Raw genomic sequence first — 16,599 nt, 5'->3', positions numbered from 1 at the left:
GCGAAACCGCTGAAGGATTGGGGAGATCAAGTGAGTGCGTCGTATGAGAAGGTCGTCGAGGCGCTACGGAAATCGGTCGAAGAGGTCGGCTCGCTGAAGAAGCGGAACCGCCGGCTCGTCGACGCCTCCCGTGAGCCGGTGGCCGTGGTGGGCATGGCGTGCAAGCTGCCCGGCGGGGTGGCGGGCCCCGAGGACCTGTGGCGACTGGTGCGCGACGGCCGTGACGCCGTGACAGGGTTTCCCGAGGACCGCGGCTGGGACCTGGAGGGCCTGTTCGACCCGGATCCTGACCGTGCGGGGACGTCGTACACCGACCGGGGCGGCTTCCTCCACGAAGCGGGTCTCTTCGACGCGGGGTTCTTCGGGATCTCGCCGCGTGAGGCGCTGGCGATGGACCCGCAGCAGCGGCTGCTCCTGGAGACCTCCTGGGAGGCCTTCGAAAGCGCCGGCATCGACCCGCTGTCCCTGAAGGGCGCCGACGTCGGCGTCTTCTCCGGAGTCTTCGGCCAGGGCTACGTCGCTCCCGGCGCCAGCGTGGTGACACCGGAGCTGGAGGGCTTCGCGGGCACGGGCGGTTCCACGAGTGTGGCGTCGGGCCGGGTCTCGTACGTCTTCGGCTTCGAGGGTCCCGCGGTCACGATCGACTCGGCGTGCTCGTCGTCGCTGGTGGCGATGCACCTGGCCGCGCAGGCGCTGCGGCAGGGCGAGTGCTCCATGGCCCTCGCCGGCGGCGCCACCGTCATGGCCAACCCCGGGGCCTTCGTCGAGTTCTCGCGTCAGCGGGGCCTCGCGGACGACGGCCGCTGCAAGGCGTACGCCGACGGCGCCGACGGCACGGGCTGGGCGGAGGGCGTCGGCGTCGTGGTCCTGGAGCGCCTGTCGGTGGCCCGGGAACGCGGGCACAAGATCCTCGCCGTGCTGCGGGGCAGCGCGGTCAATCAGGACGGTGCGTCCAACGGCCTGACGGCTCCGAACGGCCCCGCCCAGCAGCGGGTGATCCGCGGAGCACTCGCGAACGCGGGGCTCACACCGGACGACGTCGACGTGGTCGAGGGCCACGGCACCGGCACGGTCCTCGGCGACCCGATCGAGGCGCAGGCGTTGCTTGCCACGTACGGCAAGGGCCGGGACGCCGAACGACCGCTGTGGCTCGGGTCGTTGAAGTCGAATGTCGGTCATACGCAGGCGGCGGCGGGTGTGGCCGGTGTGATCAAGATGGTGCAGGCGTTGCGGCACGGGATCATGCCGGCGACGTTGCATGTCGATGCGCCGTCCTCGCGGGTGGACTGGTCGGCGGGTGCGGTGGAGCTGCTGAACGAGGCGCGGGAGTGGCCGCGTGAGGGTCGTCCGCGCCGGGCTGGTGTGTCGGCGTTCGGGGTGAGCGGGACGAACGCGCACTTGATCCTGGAGGAGGCGCCGGAGGAGGTGGCTGAGCCGCCTCTGTCTTCGGCTGGTGTGGTGCCGTTGGTGGTGTCGGCGCGCAGTGCGAGGGCCTTGGCTGGTCAGGCGGGGCGGCTTGCTGCGTTCGTCGAGGAGAGCGACGGGGTGTCGCTGGCCTCGGTGGCGGGTGCGCTGGTGGCTGGGCGTGCGGTGCTGGGCGAGCGTGCGGTGGTCGTGGCCGAGTCGGGCGCGGAGGCGCTGGGTGGGCTGAGCGCGCTGGCGCGGGGTGAGGGCGCGCCTGGTGTGGTGTCCGGTAGTGCGGGTTCTGGTGTGCCGGGGAAGGTGGTGTGGGTGTTCCCGGGGCAGGGCTCGCAGTGGGCGGGTATGGGCCGGGAACTCCTGGACGCCTCGCCGGTGTTCGCGGAGCGCGTCGCGGAGTGTGCGGCTGCTTTGGAGCCGTGGGTCGACTGGTCTTTGGTTGATGTGCTGCGGGGTGAGGTGGAGCCCGCGTTGCTGGAGCGGGTGGATGTGCTTCAGCCGGCCAGTTTCGCGGTGATGGTGGGTCTGGCGGCCGTGTGGTCGTCTGTCGGGGTCGAGCCGGATGCGGTGCTGGGGCATTCGCAGGGTGAGATAGCTGCCGCGTGTGTGTCGGGTGCGTTGTCGCTGGAGGATGCGGCGCGGGTGGTGGCGCTGAGGAGTCAGGCCATCCGCGATCAGCTCGCCGGGCGGGGCGGTATGGCTTCGGTGGCGCTGAGCGAGGCTGAGGCGGTTTCCCGTCTGACGCGTTGGGCGGACCGGGTGGAGGTCGCGGCCGTCAACGGCCCGTCCTCCGTGGTCGTCGCGGGTGATGCGGAGGCGTTGGACGAGGCACTGGAGGCCCTGTCGGCCGAGGGCGTGCGGGTGCGGCGGGTGGCGGTGGACTACGCCTCGCACACCCGGCACGTGGAGGACATCCGCGACACCCTCGCCGACACGCTCGCCGGGGTCGAGGCCCAGGCACCGTCGATCCCGTTCTACTCGACGGTGACCGGCGAGTGGGTGGAGGGCGCAGGGGTCCTGGACGGTGCCTACTGGTACCGCAACCTGCGCGGCCAGGTCGGTTTCGGCCCGGCTGTCGCGGAGTTGACCGGTCAGGGGCACGGTGTCTTCGTCGAGGTCAGTGCGCATCCGGTGCTGGTCCAGCCGATCACGGAGATCCTGGACGGCGGTGGTGACGGCACTGATGCCGTAGTGACCGGTTCGCTGCGCCGGGACGACGGGGGTCTGCGTCGCCTGCTGGCCTCGATGGCCGAGCTGTTCGTGCGCGGTGTCACCGTCGACTGGGCCGGAGTGCTCCCGGTTGGGGCGACCTCGGCGCGGCTCGAACTTCCGACGTACGCCTTCGACCACCAGCACTACTGGCTCCACGAGGTCGAGTCGGCGACGGACGCGGCCTCGTTGGGGCAGGCGGCGGCGGATCATCCGCTGCTCGGTGCGGTGGTCAGGTTGCCGCAGACCGACGGACTGGTCTTCACCTCACGTCTCTCCCTCACGTCGCAGCCCTGGCTGGCCGATCACGCCGTGGGCGGTGTGGTCATCCTGCCCGGCACGGGTCTGGTGGAGCTGGCGGTGCGGGCCGGTGACGAGGCCGGCTGCGGGGTGCTGGAGGAACTGGTCATCGAGGCGCCGTTGGTGGTGCCGGAGCACGGCGGGGTGCGCGTCCAGGTCGCCGTGGGCGCACCGGGCGAGAACGGCGCACGCACCGTCGAGATCTACTCCCAGCGCGAGGACGGCCCCGATGACGGGGACACATGGACCCGGCACGCCACGGGCACGCTGTCGGTCGCCGCGTCGGCGACCGGTGAACAGACCGACTTCACCGCATGGCCGCCGGCCGGTGCGGCACCCGTCGAGATCGGTGACTTCTACGGCGGCCTGAGTGAACGCGGCTACGGCTACGGCCCCGCGTTCCAGGGCGTGCGGGCGGTGTGGAGGCGTGGCGAGGAGGTCTTCGCCGAGGTCGCCCTGCCGGAGGAGCACCGCAAGGACGCCGCCCGGTTCGGCATCCACCCCGCGCTGCTCGACGCCGCTCTCCAGGCCGGCACCATCGGGAGTGCGGCGGACGCCGAGGACTCCGGGGAGCCGGTGCTCGCGTTCGCGTGGAACGGCCTGGTCCTGCACGCCGCGGGCGCCTCCGCGCTGCGCGTGCGGATCGCCCCGAACGGACCGGACGCGCTGTCGGTCCAGGCGGCCGACGAGGCCGGCGGCCCCGTCGTGACGCTGGACTCGCTGGTGTCCCGGGCGGTGTCCGCCGAACAACTGGACACGGCGGCCGACACGACGGTCGCCAACGCGCTGTTCCGCCTGGAGTGGAGCGAACTGCCGCCGCCCCAGGGCGCGGAGTTCCCGCCGTCCTGGGTGCCGGTCTCCGCCCCCGGTGATGTGGAGGCACTGGCCGAGAGTGCCGGAGTGCCGGCGGTGGCGGTACTGGAGGCCGTCGGCGGAGACGGCGACGACGCGGTCCTCACGCTGACCTCCGGCGTCCTCGCGGTCATGCAGGCGTGGCTGGCCGCCGACGGCCTGGAGGAGTCACGGCTGGTGGTCGCGACCCGCGGCGCGGTGCCCGCCGGTGACGGGGGCGCGGTGACCGACCCGGCCGGGGCGGCGGTGTGGGGTCTGGTGCGGGCGGCCCAGTCCGAGGCCCCGGACCGCATCGTCCTCCTGGACACCGACCCCGCTGCCGAGGACGGCGTGGACTCGGTCCTGGACTCCGTGCTGGGCCCGGTGACGGCGACCGGGGAACCCCAGGTCGCCGTACGCGGCACGACCCTGTCGGTTCCCCGGCTCGCCCGCGTCACCGACCAGGTCGCGGACACCGTCGGGGTGTTCGGGGGCGACGGGACGGTTCTGGTCTCGGGTGCCGGTTCGCTGGGCGGTCTGGTGGCCCGGCACCTGGTGTCCCGGCACGGCGTGCGGCATCTGGTCCTGGCCAGCCGCCGGGGCCCGGACGCCGAGGGCGTACCGGAACTGGTCGCCGAGCTGGCCGGGCAGGGGGCGGCCGTCGAGGTCGTCGCCTGTGACGTGTCCGACCGCGCTCAGGTCGAGGCGCTCCTCGCCACCGTGCCCGACGCGCACCCCCTGCGCGGGGTCGTCCACACGGCCGGCGTGTTCGACGACGGACTGATCGGGGCGCTGACCCCGGAGCGGCTGGCGCGGGTGTTCGCGCCGAAGGTGGACGCCGTGCGGCACCTCGACGCACTGACCCGCGACCTGGATCTGGACGCGTTCGTCGTCTACTCGTCCGTGGCGGGCCTGTCCGGCGGTGCCGGGCAGGGCAACTACTCCGCCGCGAACGCCTTCCTCGACGGGCTGATGTCCCACCGCCGCGCGGCCGGCCTGCCCGGCCTCTCCCTCGCCTGGGGTCTGTGGGAGCAGTCCCTCGGCATGGCCGGACACCTCAGTGCCGTCGACCAGGCGCGGGCCAGCCGCAGCGGCGTACTGGAGATATCGGCGACCGAGGGCATGGAGCTGTTCGATGCCGCTCTCGTGTCCGAACGGGCGCTGCTCGTCCCGGTCAAGCTGGACCTGCGGACCGTGCGTGCCGACGCCTCGGCGGGCGCTGCGGTGCCGCACCTGCTGCGCGGACTGGTCCGCACGGGCCGTCAGCAGGCCCGGGCGGTGGCAGGCACCGCCGGCGAAGGCAGCCTGCTCTCCGACCGTCTGGCCGGACTCGTCCCCGCCGAGCAGGAGACCCTCCTCCTCGATCTGGTGCGGGCCCAGGCCGCGGTCGTCCTCGGCCACACCGAACCCGGCGGTGTCCGGGCGGACATGGCGTTCAAGGATGCCGGGTTCGACTCGCTCACCTCGGTGGAGCTGCGCAACCGGCTGCGTGAGGCGACGGGCCTGAAGCTGCCCCCGACGCTCGTCTTCGACTATCCCTCCCCGCAGGTCCTCGCCCGCTACCTGCGTGAGGAGTTCGGTGAGGTGGCGGCACCGGAGGCGACGGCACCGGCGGTCGTCGCGGCCGACGCGAACGAGCCGGTCGCCATCATCGGCATGGCCTGCCGGCTGCCCGGTGGGGTGGCCTCGCCGGAGCAGTTGTGGAAGCTGGTCGCCGAAGGTGTCGACGCGGTCTCGGACTTCCCCGAGGACCGGGGCTGGGACCTGGAGGGCCTCTTCGACCCGGACCCGGAGCAGGCCGGCAAGAGCTACACCAGTCAGGGCGGTTTCCTCGAGGGTGCGGGCCTTTTCGACGCGGGGTTCTTCGGGATCTCGCCGCGTGAGGCGCTGGCGATGGACCCGCAGCAGCGGCTGCTCCTGGAGACCTCCTGGGAGGCGTTGGAAGGAGCGGGACTCGACCCGACGTCCCTGAAGGGCACGGATGTCGGCGTGTTCTCCGGTGTCTCCGGCCAGGGCTACGGGACCGGCGTGCTCGCGCCGGAAGTGGAGGGCTTCGCGGGCACCGGGCTGGCGTCGAGTGTGGCGTCGGGCCGGGTGTCGTACGTCTTCGGTTTCGAGGGCCCGGCGGTGTCGGTGGACACGGCGTGCTCGTCGTCGCTGGTGGCGATGCACCTGGCGGCGCAGGCGCTGCGGCAGGGCGAGTGCTCGATGGCGCTGGCCGGCGGCGCCATGGTGATGGCGACACCCGCCACCTTCATGGCGTTCTCGCGCCAGCGGGGCCTGGCCGGCGACGGCCGCTGCAAGGCGTTCGCCGAGGGCGCGGACGGCATGGGCCTGTCCGAGGGCGTCGGCGTCGTGGTCCTGGAGCGGCTTTCGGTGGCGCGGGAACGTGGACACAAGGTTCTGGCGGTGCTGCGGGGCAGCGCGGTCAATCAGGACGGCGCGTCCAACGGTCTCACCGCGCCCAACGGTCCGTCGCAGCAGCGGGTGATCCGGCGGGCGCTGGCCAGTGCTGGTATCGAGGCCGACGGCGTGGACGTCGTGGAGGGGCACGGTACGGGTACGGCGCTGGGCGACCCGATCGAGGCGCAGGCGCTGCTCGCCACCTACGGCAAGGAACGCGACCCCCGGCAGCCGCTGTGGCTCGGTTCGCTGAAGTCGAACATCGGGCACGCGCAGGCCGCGGCGGGTGTGGCCAGTGTGATCAAGATGGTGCAGGCGCTGCGGCATGGGGTCATGCCGCCCACCTTGCACGCGCAGCGGCCCTCCGACCAGGTCGACTGGTCGGCGGGTGCGGTGGAGCTGCTGACCGAGGCGCGGGAGTGGCCGCGTGAGGGTCGTCCGCGCCGGGCGGGTGTCTCGTCCTTCGGTGTCAGCGGCACGAACGTGCACCTGATCCTGGAGGAAGCGCCCGCCGAGGAGCACGCCCCGCGGCCTCTGCCTTCTGCTGGGGTGGTGCCGCTGGTGGTGTCGGCGCGCAGTGCGGGGTCGTTGGCCGGTCAGGCGGGGCGGCTCGCCGCGTTCGTCGAGGAGACCGACGGGGCTGCTCTGACGGAGGTCGCCGGTGCGTTGGTCGCGGGGCGCGCGGTACTGAGTGAGCGCGCGGTGGTGCTGGCGGACTCGGGCGCGGAGGCGCTGGGTGGGCTGAGTGCGTTGGCGCGGGGTGAGAGCAGTACCAACCTGGTGTCCGGTAGTGCGGGTTCTGGTGTGCCGGGGAAGGTGGTGTGGGTGTTCCCGGGGCAGGGCTCGCAGTGGGCGGGTATGGGCCGGGAACTCCTGGACGCCTCACCGGTGTTCGCGGAGCGGGTCGCGGAGTGCGCCGCCGCTCTGGAGCCGTGGGTCGACTGGTCTCTCATCGATGTGTTGCGGGGTGAGGTGGAGCCCGCGTTGCTGGAGCGGGTGGATGTGCTTCAGCCGGCCAGTTTCGCCGTGATGGTGGGTCTGGCCGCGGTCTGGTCCTCGGTGGGTGTGCTGCCTGATGCGGTGGTCGGGCATTCGCAGGGTGAGATCGCTGCGGCGTGTGTGTCGGGTGCGTTGTCGCTGGAGGATGCGGCGCGGGTGGTGGCGCTGCGGAGTCAGGCCATCGCTGGGCAGCTGGCCGGGCGTGGGGGTATGGCTTCGGTCGCGCTGAGCGAGGCCGACGTCTCGGCGCGCCTGGAGCGTTGGGCGGACCGTGTGGAGGTCGCGGCTGTCAACGGCCCGTCCTCCGTCGTGATCGCGGGTGATGCGGAGGCACTGGACGAGGCACTGGAGGCCCTCTCGGCCGAGGGTGTCCGTGTGCGGCGGGTGGCGGTGGACTACGCCTCGCACACCCGGCACGTGGAGGACATCCGAGAGATCCTCGCCGACACCCTCGCCGGGGTGAACGCGCAGGCGCCGATGGTGCCCTTCTACTCAACGGTGACCGGCGAGTGGGTGGACCAGGCGGGTGTCCTGGACGGCGCGTACTGGTACCGCAACCTGCGCGGCCAGGTCGGCTTCGGTCCCGCCGTGACCGACCTGCTGAGCCAGGGTCACCGGACGTTCGTGGAGGTCAGTGCGCATCCGGTGCTGGTCCAGCCGATCACGGAGATCCTGGACGACGGTGGTGACGGCACCGATGCCGTGGTGACCGGTTCGCTGCGCCGGGACGACGGGGGCCTGCGTCGGCTGCTGGCCTCGATGGCCGAGCTGTTCGTGCGCGGTGTCACCGTCGACTGGGCCGGAGTGCTCCCGGCCGGGGCGACTTCGGCGCGGCTCGATCTGCCGACGTATGCCTTCGATCATCGGCATTACTGGCTTCAGACGGCGCGGTCGGTGACCGATGCGGTGTCGTTGGGGCAGGCGGCGGCGGATCATCCGCTGCTCGGTGCGGTGGTCAGGTTGCCGCAGACCGACGGACTGGTCTTCACCTCGCGTCTGTCGTTGAAGTCGCATCCATGGCTGGCCGATCACGTGGTCGGCGGGGTGGTGCTGCTTCCGGGGACGGGTCTGGTGGAGCTGGCGGTGCGGGCCGGTGACGAGGCCGGCTGCGGGGTGCTGGAGGAGTTGGTGACCGAGGCGCCGTTGGTGGTGCCGGAGCACGGCGGGGTGCGCGTCCAGGTCGCCGTGGGCGCACCGGGCGAGAACGGCTCGCGCACCGTCGAGATCTTCTCCCAGCGGGAGGACGCTGCCGACGACGGGGACACATGGACCCGGCACGCCACCGGCATGCTGGCCGACACCCTCCAGCCGGGGGCCGGAACCGCCGAGTTCGACTTCGCCGCGTGGCCGCCGGCCGACGCGCGACAGGTGGAGTTGGACACCCGCGAGCTGTACGAGGGTCTGCTCGAGCGCGGTTATGCGTACGGTCCCGTCTTCCAGGGCGTGCGGGCGGTGTGGCGGCGCGGCGAGGAACTGTTCGCCGAGGTCGCCCTGCCCGACGAGAACCGCAAGGAGTCCGGGGACTTCGGCATCCACCCGGCGCTGCTCGACGCCGCCCTCCAGGCCGGGACGTTCGCCGTCGCGGCGGACACCTCGCAGGAGGAGGCCGGGCAGCCGGTGATGCCGTTCGCGTGGAACGGCCTGGTGCTGCACGCCGCGGGAGCCTCCGCGCTCCGGGTCCGGGTCGCGCCCAACGGACCCGACGCCCTGTCCGTCACCGCGGCCGACGCGTCGGGCACCCCGGTGCTCACGATGGACTCGCTCGTGATGCGAGCCGTGTCCATCGAGCAGTTGGGCGCCACGGCGGCGGACGAGAGCCGCGACTCGCTCTTCGCGGTGCGGTGGACCGAACTGCCCCCGGCCCAGGAGACGGAGCCCGCGCCGCCGTGGCTGCCGGTGACCACGCCCGACGACCTGGCCGCCCTGGCCGCCGGCGGCGGAGTCCCGGCCGTGGCGGTCATGGAGGCCGTCGGAGGCGCGGGCGACGACGCCGTACTCGCGCTGGCCTCCGGGATTCTGGCGATGGTGCAGACGTGGCTGAGCGTGCCCGGCGCCGAGGAGTCCCGCCTCATGGTGGCGACCCGGGGTGCCGTGCCCGCCGGTGACGACGGCGCGGTGACCGACCCGGCCGGGGCCGCGGTGTGGGGCCTGGTGCGTGCCGCCCAGTCCGAGAACCCCGACCGTGTCGTCCTCCTGGACACCGACCCGGACGCCGAGGGTGGCGTGGAGCCCGTGCTGGACTCCGTCCTCGCGGCGGTGCTGGCCAGTGGCGAGCCGCAGGTCGCGGTGCGCGGCGGAGTGCTCTCGGTGCCCCGGCTCGTCCGTGTCACCGCTCAGGGCGTGGACGCGGACCCGGTGTTCCGGGAGCAGGGCACCGTCCTGGTCTCGGGCGGCGGTTCGCTGGGCGCCCTGGCGGCCCGGCACCTGGTCTCCCGGCACGGCGTACGCCACCTGGTCCTGGCCAGCCGCCGGGGCCCGGACGCCGAAGGCGTGCGGGAACTGGCTGCCGAGCTGAGCGGGCAGGGGGCGACGGTGTCCGTCGTGGCCTGCGACGTGTCCGACCGCGCCCAGACCGAGGCCCTCCTCGGCCGGATACCCGGCGAGCACCCGCTGCGGGGTGTGGTGCACACGGCCGGTGTGTTCGACCCCGGGGTGATCGGGGCGCTGACCCCGGAGCGGCTGGCGAAGGTGTTCGCGCCGAAGGTGGACGCCGTACGGCACCTCGACGAGCTGACCCGCGACCTGGCCCTGGACGCGTTCGTCGTCTACTCCTCCGCCTCGTCCGTCTTCATGGGCGCCGGCAGCGGCGGCTACGCGGCGGCCAACGCCTACCTCGACGGGCTGATGTCCCACCGGCGCGCGGCCGGTCTGCCTGGGCTCTCGCTGTCCTGGGGCCCCTGGGAGCAGGTCACCGGTATGGCCGGCAACATCGACGACCTCACCAGGACCCGTATGAGCCGACGCGAAGGACGCGGAGGTGTGCAGGCACTGCGGTCCGCCGAGGGCATGGAACTCTTCGACGCCGCGCTGCGGTCCGAGGAGTCGCTGCTCGTCCCGGTCAGGCTGGACCTGCGGGCGGTACGGGCCGACGCGGCGGCGGGCGGCGGAGTCCCGCACCTGCTGCGCGGTCTGGTCCGGGCGGGCCGGCAGCCGGTCCGGACGACCGGCGGCGGTGGGGACCGGCGGCAGCTCGCCGACCGGCTGGTGGGACTGTCCGCGGCGAAGCAGGAGGCGCTGCTCCTCGGCGTCGTCTGCGCGCAGGCCGCGGTCGTGCTCGGCCACAGCGGACCGGAGAGCGTGCGCGTGGAAATGGCCTTCAACGAAGCCGGGTTCGACTCACTCACCTCCGTGGAACTGCGCAACCGGCTGCGCGAGGCGACCGGTCTGAAACTGCCCGCCACGCTGGTCTTCGACCACCCGACCCCGCTGGCGCTCGCCCGCTACCTGCGGGCCGAACTCGCCGTCGACGAGGCGTCCCCCGCCGACGCGGTGCTGGCCGGACTCGCCGGGCTCGAAGCGGCCATCGAGTCCGCGGGAGCCGACGAAGAAGCCCGCGACCGGATCACCGTACGGCTGCTGGAGCTGCTGCGCGCGGCCGAGGCGACGGGCGGCCCCGGCGAGGACCCGGCCGGCGCTGACGCGGCGGACGAGGACCTCGACACCGCCACGGACGAGGAACTGTTCGCCCTCGTCGACCAGCTCGACTGACGCGACCGGGCGCATCATCCGTGCGCACCCGTGCGGGTCGTCGCCCCCGCGGCCGCGACCCGCACGCCCCGCACGCCCCGCACGGACGGTGCGGGATCCCACCCATCGCCATCGCACACATTCCTTTCTCCTGGGGGTTGAATCCAGTGGCTGACGAGGCAGAACTCCGCGACTATCTCAAGCGGGCCATCGCCGACGCCCGCACTGCCCGCAAGCGGCTGCGCGAGGTCCAGGAGGTGGCACGCGAGCCGATCGCCATCGTCTCCATGGCCTGCCGGTACCCGGGCGGCGTGTCCACGCCCGATGAGCTGTGGACGCTGGTCGCCGACGGCGTCGACGCGGTATCGGACTTCCCCCAGGACCGCGGCTGGGACTTGGAGGGCCTCTTCGACTCCGACCCGGACCACGCGGGCACGTCGTACGTCACCCAGGGCGGTTTCCTGGAGGGGGCCGGCCTGTTCGACGCCGGGTTCTTCGGGATCTCGCCACGTGAGGCGCTGGCGATGGACCCGCACCAGCGGCTGCTCCTGGAGACCTCCTGGGAGGCGGTCGAGCGGGCGGGCATCGACCCGCTCTCCCTCAAGGGCGCCGATGTCGGCGTCTTCTCCGGGCTGTCCGGGCAGGGCTACGGTGCCGGCGCCGGTGTGGTGACCCCGGAAACCGAGGGATTCGCCGGCACGGGTGCCTCAACGAGCGTGGCGTCGGGCCGGGTGTCGTACGTTCTCGGCTTCGAGGGCCCGGCGGTCTCCCTCGACACGGCCTGCTCCTCGTCGCTGGTCGCCATTCACCTGGCCGCGCAGGCGCTGCGCCAGGGCGAGTGCTCGATGGCCCTCGCGGGCGGCGCGATGGTGATGGCCACCCCCGGGAACTTCGTGGCGTTCTCACGGCAACGGGGATTGGCCGCCGACGGCCGCTGCAAGGCGTTCGCCGACGGCGCGGACGGCATGGGCCTGGCCGAGGGGGTCGGGGTCGTCCTCCTGGAACGCCTGTCGATCGCCCGCAAGCGCGGACACAAGGTCCTGGCGGTGCTGCGGGGCAGCGCGGTCAATCAGGACGGCGCGTCCAACGGCCTCACCGCGCCCAACGGTCCCTCGCAGCAGCGGGTGATCCGCAAGGCACTGGCCGGCGCGGGGCTGTCGGCGGCCGACGTGGATGTCGTGGAGGCGCACGGTACGGGTACGGCGCTGGGCGACCCGATCGAGGCGCAGGCACTGCTCGCCACCTACGGCAAGGAACGCGACGCCGAACGGCCCCTGTGGCTCGGTTCGCTGAAGTCGAACATCGGTCACACCCAGGCCGCCGCGGGCGTGGGCAGCGTCATCAAGATGGTGCAGGCGCTGCGGCACCGGATCATGCCGGCGACGCTGCACGTGGACGCGCCGTCCTCGCGGGTGGACTGGTCGGCGGGTGCGGTGGAGTTGCTGACCGAGGCGCGGGAGTGGCCGCGGGAGGGCCGTCCGCGCCGGGCCGGTGTCTCGTCCTTCGGGGTGAGCGGTACCAACGTGCACCTGATTCTCGAGGAGGCGCCCGCCGAGGAGGACGCTTCGCAGCCGCTGCCTGCCGGTGGTGGGGGTGTGGTGCCGTTGGTGGTGTCGGCGCGCAGTGCGAGGGCCTTGGCTGGTCAGGCGGGGCGGCTTGCTGCGTTCGTCGAGGAGAGCGACGGGGTGTCGCTGGCCTCGGTGGCGGGTGCGCTGGTGGCTGGGCGTGCGGTGCTGAGCGAGCGTGCGGTGGTCGTGGCCGAGTCGGGCGCGGAGGCCCTGGGTGGGCTGAGTGCGCTGGCGCGGGGTGAGAGCGCGCATGGTGTGGTGTCCGGCAGTGCTGCGGGTGTGCCGGGGAAGGTGGTGTGGGTGTTCCCGGGGCAGGGCTCGCAGTGGGCGGGTATGGGCCGGGAGTTGCTGGACGCCTCGCCGGTGTTCGCGGGGCGCATCGCGGAGTGTGCGGCTGCTTTGGAGCCGTGGGTCGACTGGTCTCTCATCGAGGTGTTGCGGGGTGAGGTGGAGCCCGCGTTGCTGGAGCGGGTGGATGTGCTTCAGCCGGCCAGTTTCGCGGTGATGGTGGGTCTGGCGGCGGTCTGGTCGTCGGTGGGTGTGCTGCCGGATGCGGTGGTCGGTCATTCGCAGGGTGAGATCGCTGCGGCGTGTGTGTCGGGTGCGTTGTCGCTGGAGGATGCGGCGCGGGTGGTGGCGCTGCGGAGTCAGGCCATCCGCGATCAGCTCGCCGGGCGGGGCGGTATGGCTTCGGTGGCGCTGAGCGAGGCTGAGGCGGTTTCCCGTCTGACGCGTTGGGCGGACCGGGTGGAGGTCGCGGCCGTCAACGGCCCGTCCTCCGTCGTGATCGCGGGTGATGCGGAGGCGTTGGACGAGGCGCTGGAGGCCCTGTCGGCCGAGGGCGTGCGGGTGCGGCGGGTGGCGGTGGACTACGCCTCGCACACCCGGCACGTGGAGGACATCCGCGACACCCTCGCCGACACGCTCGCCGGGGTCGAGGCCCAGGCACCGTCGATCCCCTTCTACTCGACGGTGACCGGCGAGTGGGTGGAGGACGCAGGGGTCCTGGACGGTGCCTACTGGTACCGCAACCTGCGCGGCCAGGTCGGTTTCGGCCCGGCTGTCGCGGAGTTGACCGGTCAGGGCCACGGTGTCTTCGTCGAGGTCAGCGCGCACCCGGTGCTGGTCCAGCCGATCACCGAGATCCTGGACGACGGTGGTGACGGCACCGATGCCGTGGTGACCGGTTCGCTGCGCCGCGACGACGGGGGCCTGCGTCGCCTGCTGGCCTCGATGGCCGAGCTGTTCGTGCGCGGGATCACCGTCGACTGGACCGGAGTGCTCCCGGCCGGCGCCACCTCGGCGCGGCTCGATCTGCCGACGTACGCTTTCGACCACCAGCACTACTGGCTCCGGGCCACCGATGCCGGCCCCGTCGACGCCACCAGCCTCGGACTGGCCGGTACCGATCACCCGCTGCTCGGCGCGATGGTGGAACTGCCGCACTCCGAAGAGCTGGTGTTCACGTCCCGGCTGTCGCTCACGTCGCACCCCTGGCTGGCCGACCACGCGATCGGCGGCATGGCGCTGCTCCCGGGCACGGGTCTGGTGGAGCTGGCGGTGCGGGCCGGTGACGAGGCCGGCTGCGGGGTGCTGGAGGAACTGGTCATCGAGGCGCCGTTGGTGGTGCCGGAGCACGGCGGGGTGCGCGTCCAGGTCGCCGTGGGCGCACCGGGCGAGAACGGCTCGCGCACCGTCGAGGTGCACTCGCAGCGGGACGACGTTCCCGGCGAGGGGGAGGCGTGGACGCGGCACGCCACCGGCGTCCTGTCGTCCGTCCCTGCCGCCCGGGACAGCGACTTCGACTTCGCTGCCTGGCCGCCCCCCGGTGCCCGGCGCGTCGAGGTGGACGTCGCCGGCTTCTACGACGGCCTGCGCGAGCGCGGTGTGGGCTACGGACCGGCGTTCCAGGGGGTGCGTGCGGTGTGGCGGCGGGGCGAGGAGGTCTTCGCCGAGGTCGCCCTGCCCGAGGAACTGCACCGGGAGGCGGCCGGGTTCGGAATCCACCCCGCGCTGCTGGACGCCGCGCTCCAGACGGGCACGTTCGGTGCCGCCGTCGGCGCACCGGGGGAGGGGAAGTCCGGCCGGCCGGTGCTGGCCTTCGCGTGGAACGGTCTCGTCCTGCACGCCACGGGAGCCTCCGCGCTGCGAGTGCGGGTCGCGCCGAGCGGTCCTGACGGTCTGTCGGTCGAGGCGGCCGACGAGAGCGGCGCCCTGGTCGTGACGATGGACTCGCTGGTGTCCCGAGCCGTGTCCGCCGAACAACTGGACACCGCGGCGGGTTCGGTCGCCACCGACTCCCTGTACCGGGTCGAATGGACCGAACTGCCCCCGGCCCGAGGGTCGGAGCCCGTACCGACGTGGGCGGCGGTGCGCACCCCGGACGAGGCAGGGGCGCTGGCCGACGGCGCCGGGGCCCCGCAGGCGGCGGTCCTGGAGGCCGTCGGCGGGACGGGCGACGACGCCGTACTCGCGCTGACCTCCCGGGTCCTCGCGGTGGTGCAGACGTGGCTTGCCGCGGACGGGCTCGACGCGTCGCGGCTCGTCGTCGTCACCCGGGGCGCGGTGCCCGCCGACGGCGAGGACACGGTGACCGACCCGGCCGGGTCGGCGGTGTGGGGCCTGCTGCGGGCCGTGCAGGCCGAGAACCCCGACCGTGTCGTCCTGCTGGACGCCGGGCCGGCCTCCGAGGGCGCGGCGGGCACCGTGCCCGGGGCCGTCCTCGCGGCGGTGCTGGCCAGCGGTGAGCCGCAGGTCGCGGTGCGCGGCGCCGCCCTCACCGTGCCCCGGCTGGCCCGTGCCACCGCTCAGGACGTGGACGCGAACCCGGTGTTCCGGGAGCAGGGGACCGTGCTGGTCTCCGGAGGCGGATCCCTGGGTGAGCTCGTCACCCGGCACCTGGTCGTCCGTCACGGCGTACGGCACCTGGTCCTGGCCAGCCGCCGGGGCCCGGCCGCCGAAGGGGTGAACGAACTGGCCGCCGAGCTGACCGGGCTGGGGGCGACGGTGTCCGTCGTGGCCTGCGACATGTCCGACCGCGCCCAGGTCGAGGCTCTCCTCGCCCGGGCCGGGCAGGAGCAGCCCCTGCGCGCGGTGGTGCACACCGCCGGTGTGTTCGAGGCCGGGCTCGTCGAGACCTTGACGCCGGAGCGCCTGGCGCGGGTGTTCGCGCCGAAGGTGGACGCCGTACGGCACCTCGACGAGCTGACCCGCGACCTGGCCCTGGACGCGTTCGTCGTCTACTCCTCCGCCTCGTCCGTGTTCATGGGCGCCGGCAGCAGCGGCTACGCGGCGGCCAACGCCTACCTCGACGGGCTGATGTCGCACCGACGCGCGGCCGGCCTGCCCGGACTCTCGCTGTCCTGGGGCACGTGGGCGCACGCCACCAACATGACCACCCACCTCAGCACCGACGACCAGGCGCGGATGAGCCGGCGCGCCAACCGCGACGGGGTCGTCGCGCTCACACCGGCCGAGGGCATGGAACTCTTCGACGCCGCGGTCGGGGCCGCGGACGCCCTGCGGGTGCCGGTCAAGCTCGACCTGCGGGGCGTGCGGGCCTCAGCGGCGGCCGGCGGTGCGGTGCCGCATCTGCTGCGCGGCCTCGTGCCCGTCACCCGCCAGCAGGCGCGCGCGTCGGCCGGGAAGGACGGGGACCTGCTCGGCAGTCTGTCCGGGCTGCCCGGGCCGGAGCAGGAGGCCCTGCTGCTCGACCTGGTGCGGACTCAGGCCGCGGTCGTGCTCGGCCACAGCGGACCGGAGAGCGTCAAGGCGGAGACCGCGTTCAAGGACGTCGGCTTCGACTCGCTCACGTCGGTGGAGCTGCGCAACCGGCTGCGCGAGGTGACGGGCAGGAAACTGCCCGCCACGCTGGTCTTCGACCACCCCACCCCGCTCGTGCTCGCCCGCTTCCTGCGCGGCGAACTCGGCGTCGGCGACGACGTGCTGTCCAGGGTGACCACGAAGATAGAAGACGTCGAGTCGCTCCTCGGTGCAGAGAGCCTCGACGAATCCATGAGGACCAGTATCGCGCTGCGCCTTCAGGGCCTGGTGGCCAGGTGCAATGGGGTCGTCGAGCAGACGGACGGTTCCACGGTCGCGGAGAAGCTGGAATCCGCATCGGCCGACGAAGTCCTCGACTTCATCGACGGAGAACTCGGGCTCGTGTGACGCCGGTACAGGG

At 73.1% G+C, this 16,599-nt stretch carries 2 protein-coding genes; both read left to right on the top strand.

The genetic code is table 11. The features are described 5' to 3' along the window. Positions 1 to 30: 30 nt before the first annotated feature. A complete protein-coding gene (locus tag ELQ39_RS01005; protein ID WP_242590624.1) occupies positions 31 to 10,869 on the top strand; it encodes an SDR family NAD(P)-dependent oxidoreductase in 10,839 nt (3,612 codons plus the stop codon). Positions 10,870 to 10,964: 95 nt separating this feature from the next. Next, a complete protein-coding gene (locus tag ELQ39_RS01000) occupies positions 10,965 to 16,586 on the top strand; it encodes a type I polyketide synthase (protein ID WP_443334320.1) in 5,622 nt (1,873 codons plus the stop codon). Positions 16,587 to 16,599 lie beyond the last annotated feature (13 nt).

The organism is Streptomyces sp. GB4-14 (genome assembly GCF_022696125.1).
Lineage (GTDB): Bacteria > Actinomycetota > Actinomycetes > Streptomycetales > Streptomycetaceae > Streptomyces > Streptomyces werraensis.
The sequence above is the reverse complement of the archived record's forward strand: the minus strand, read 5'-3'. Positions and strand labels throughout refer to the sequence as shown.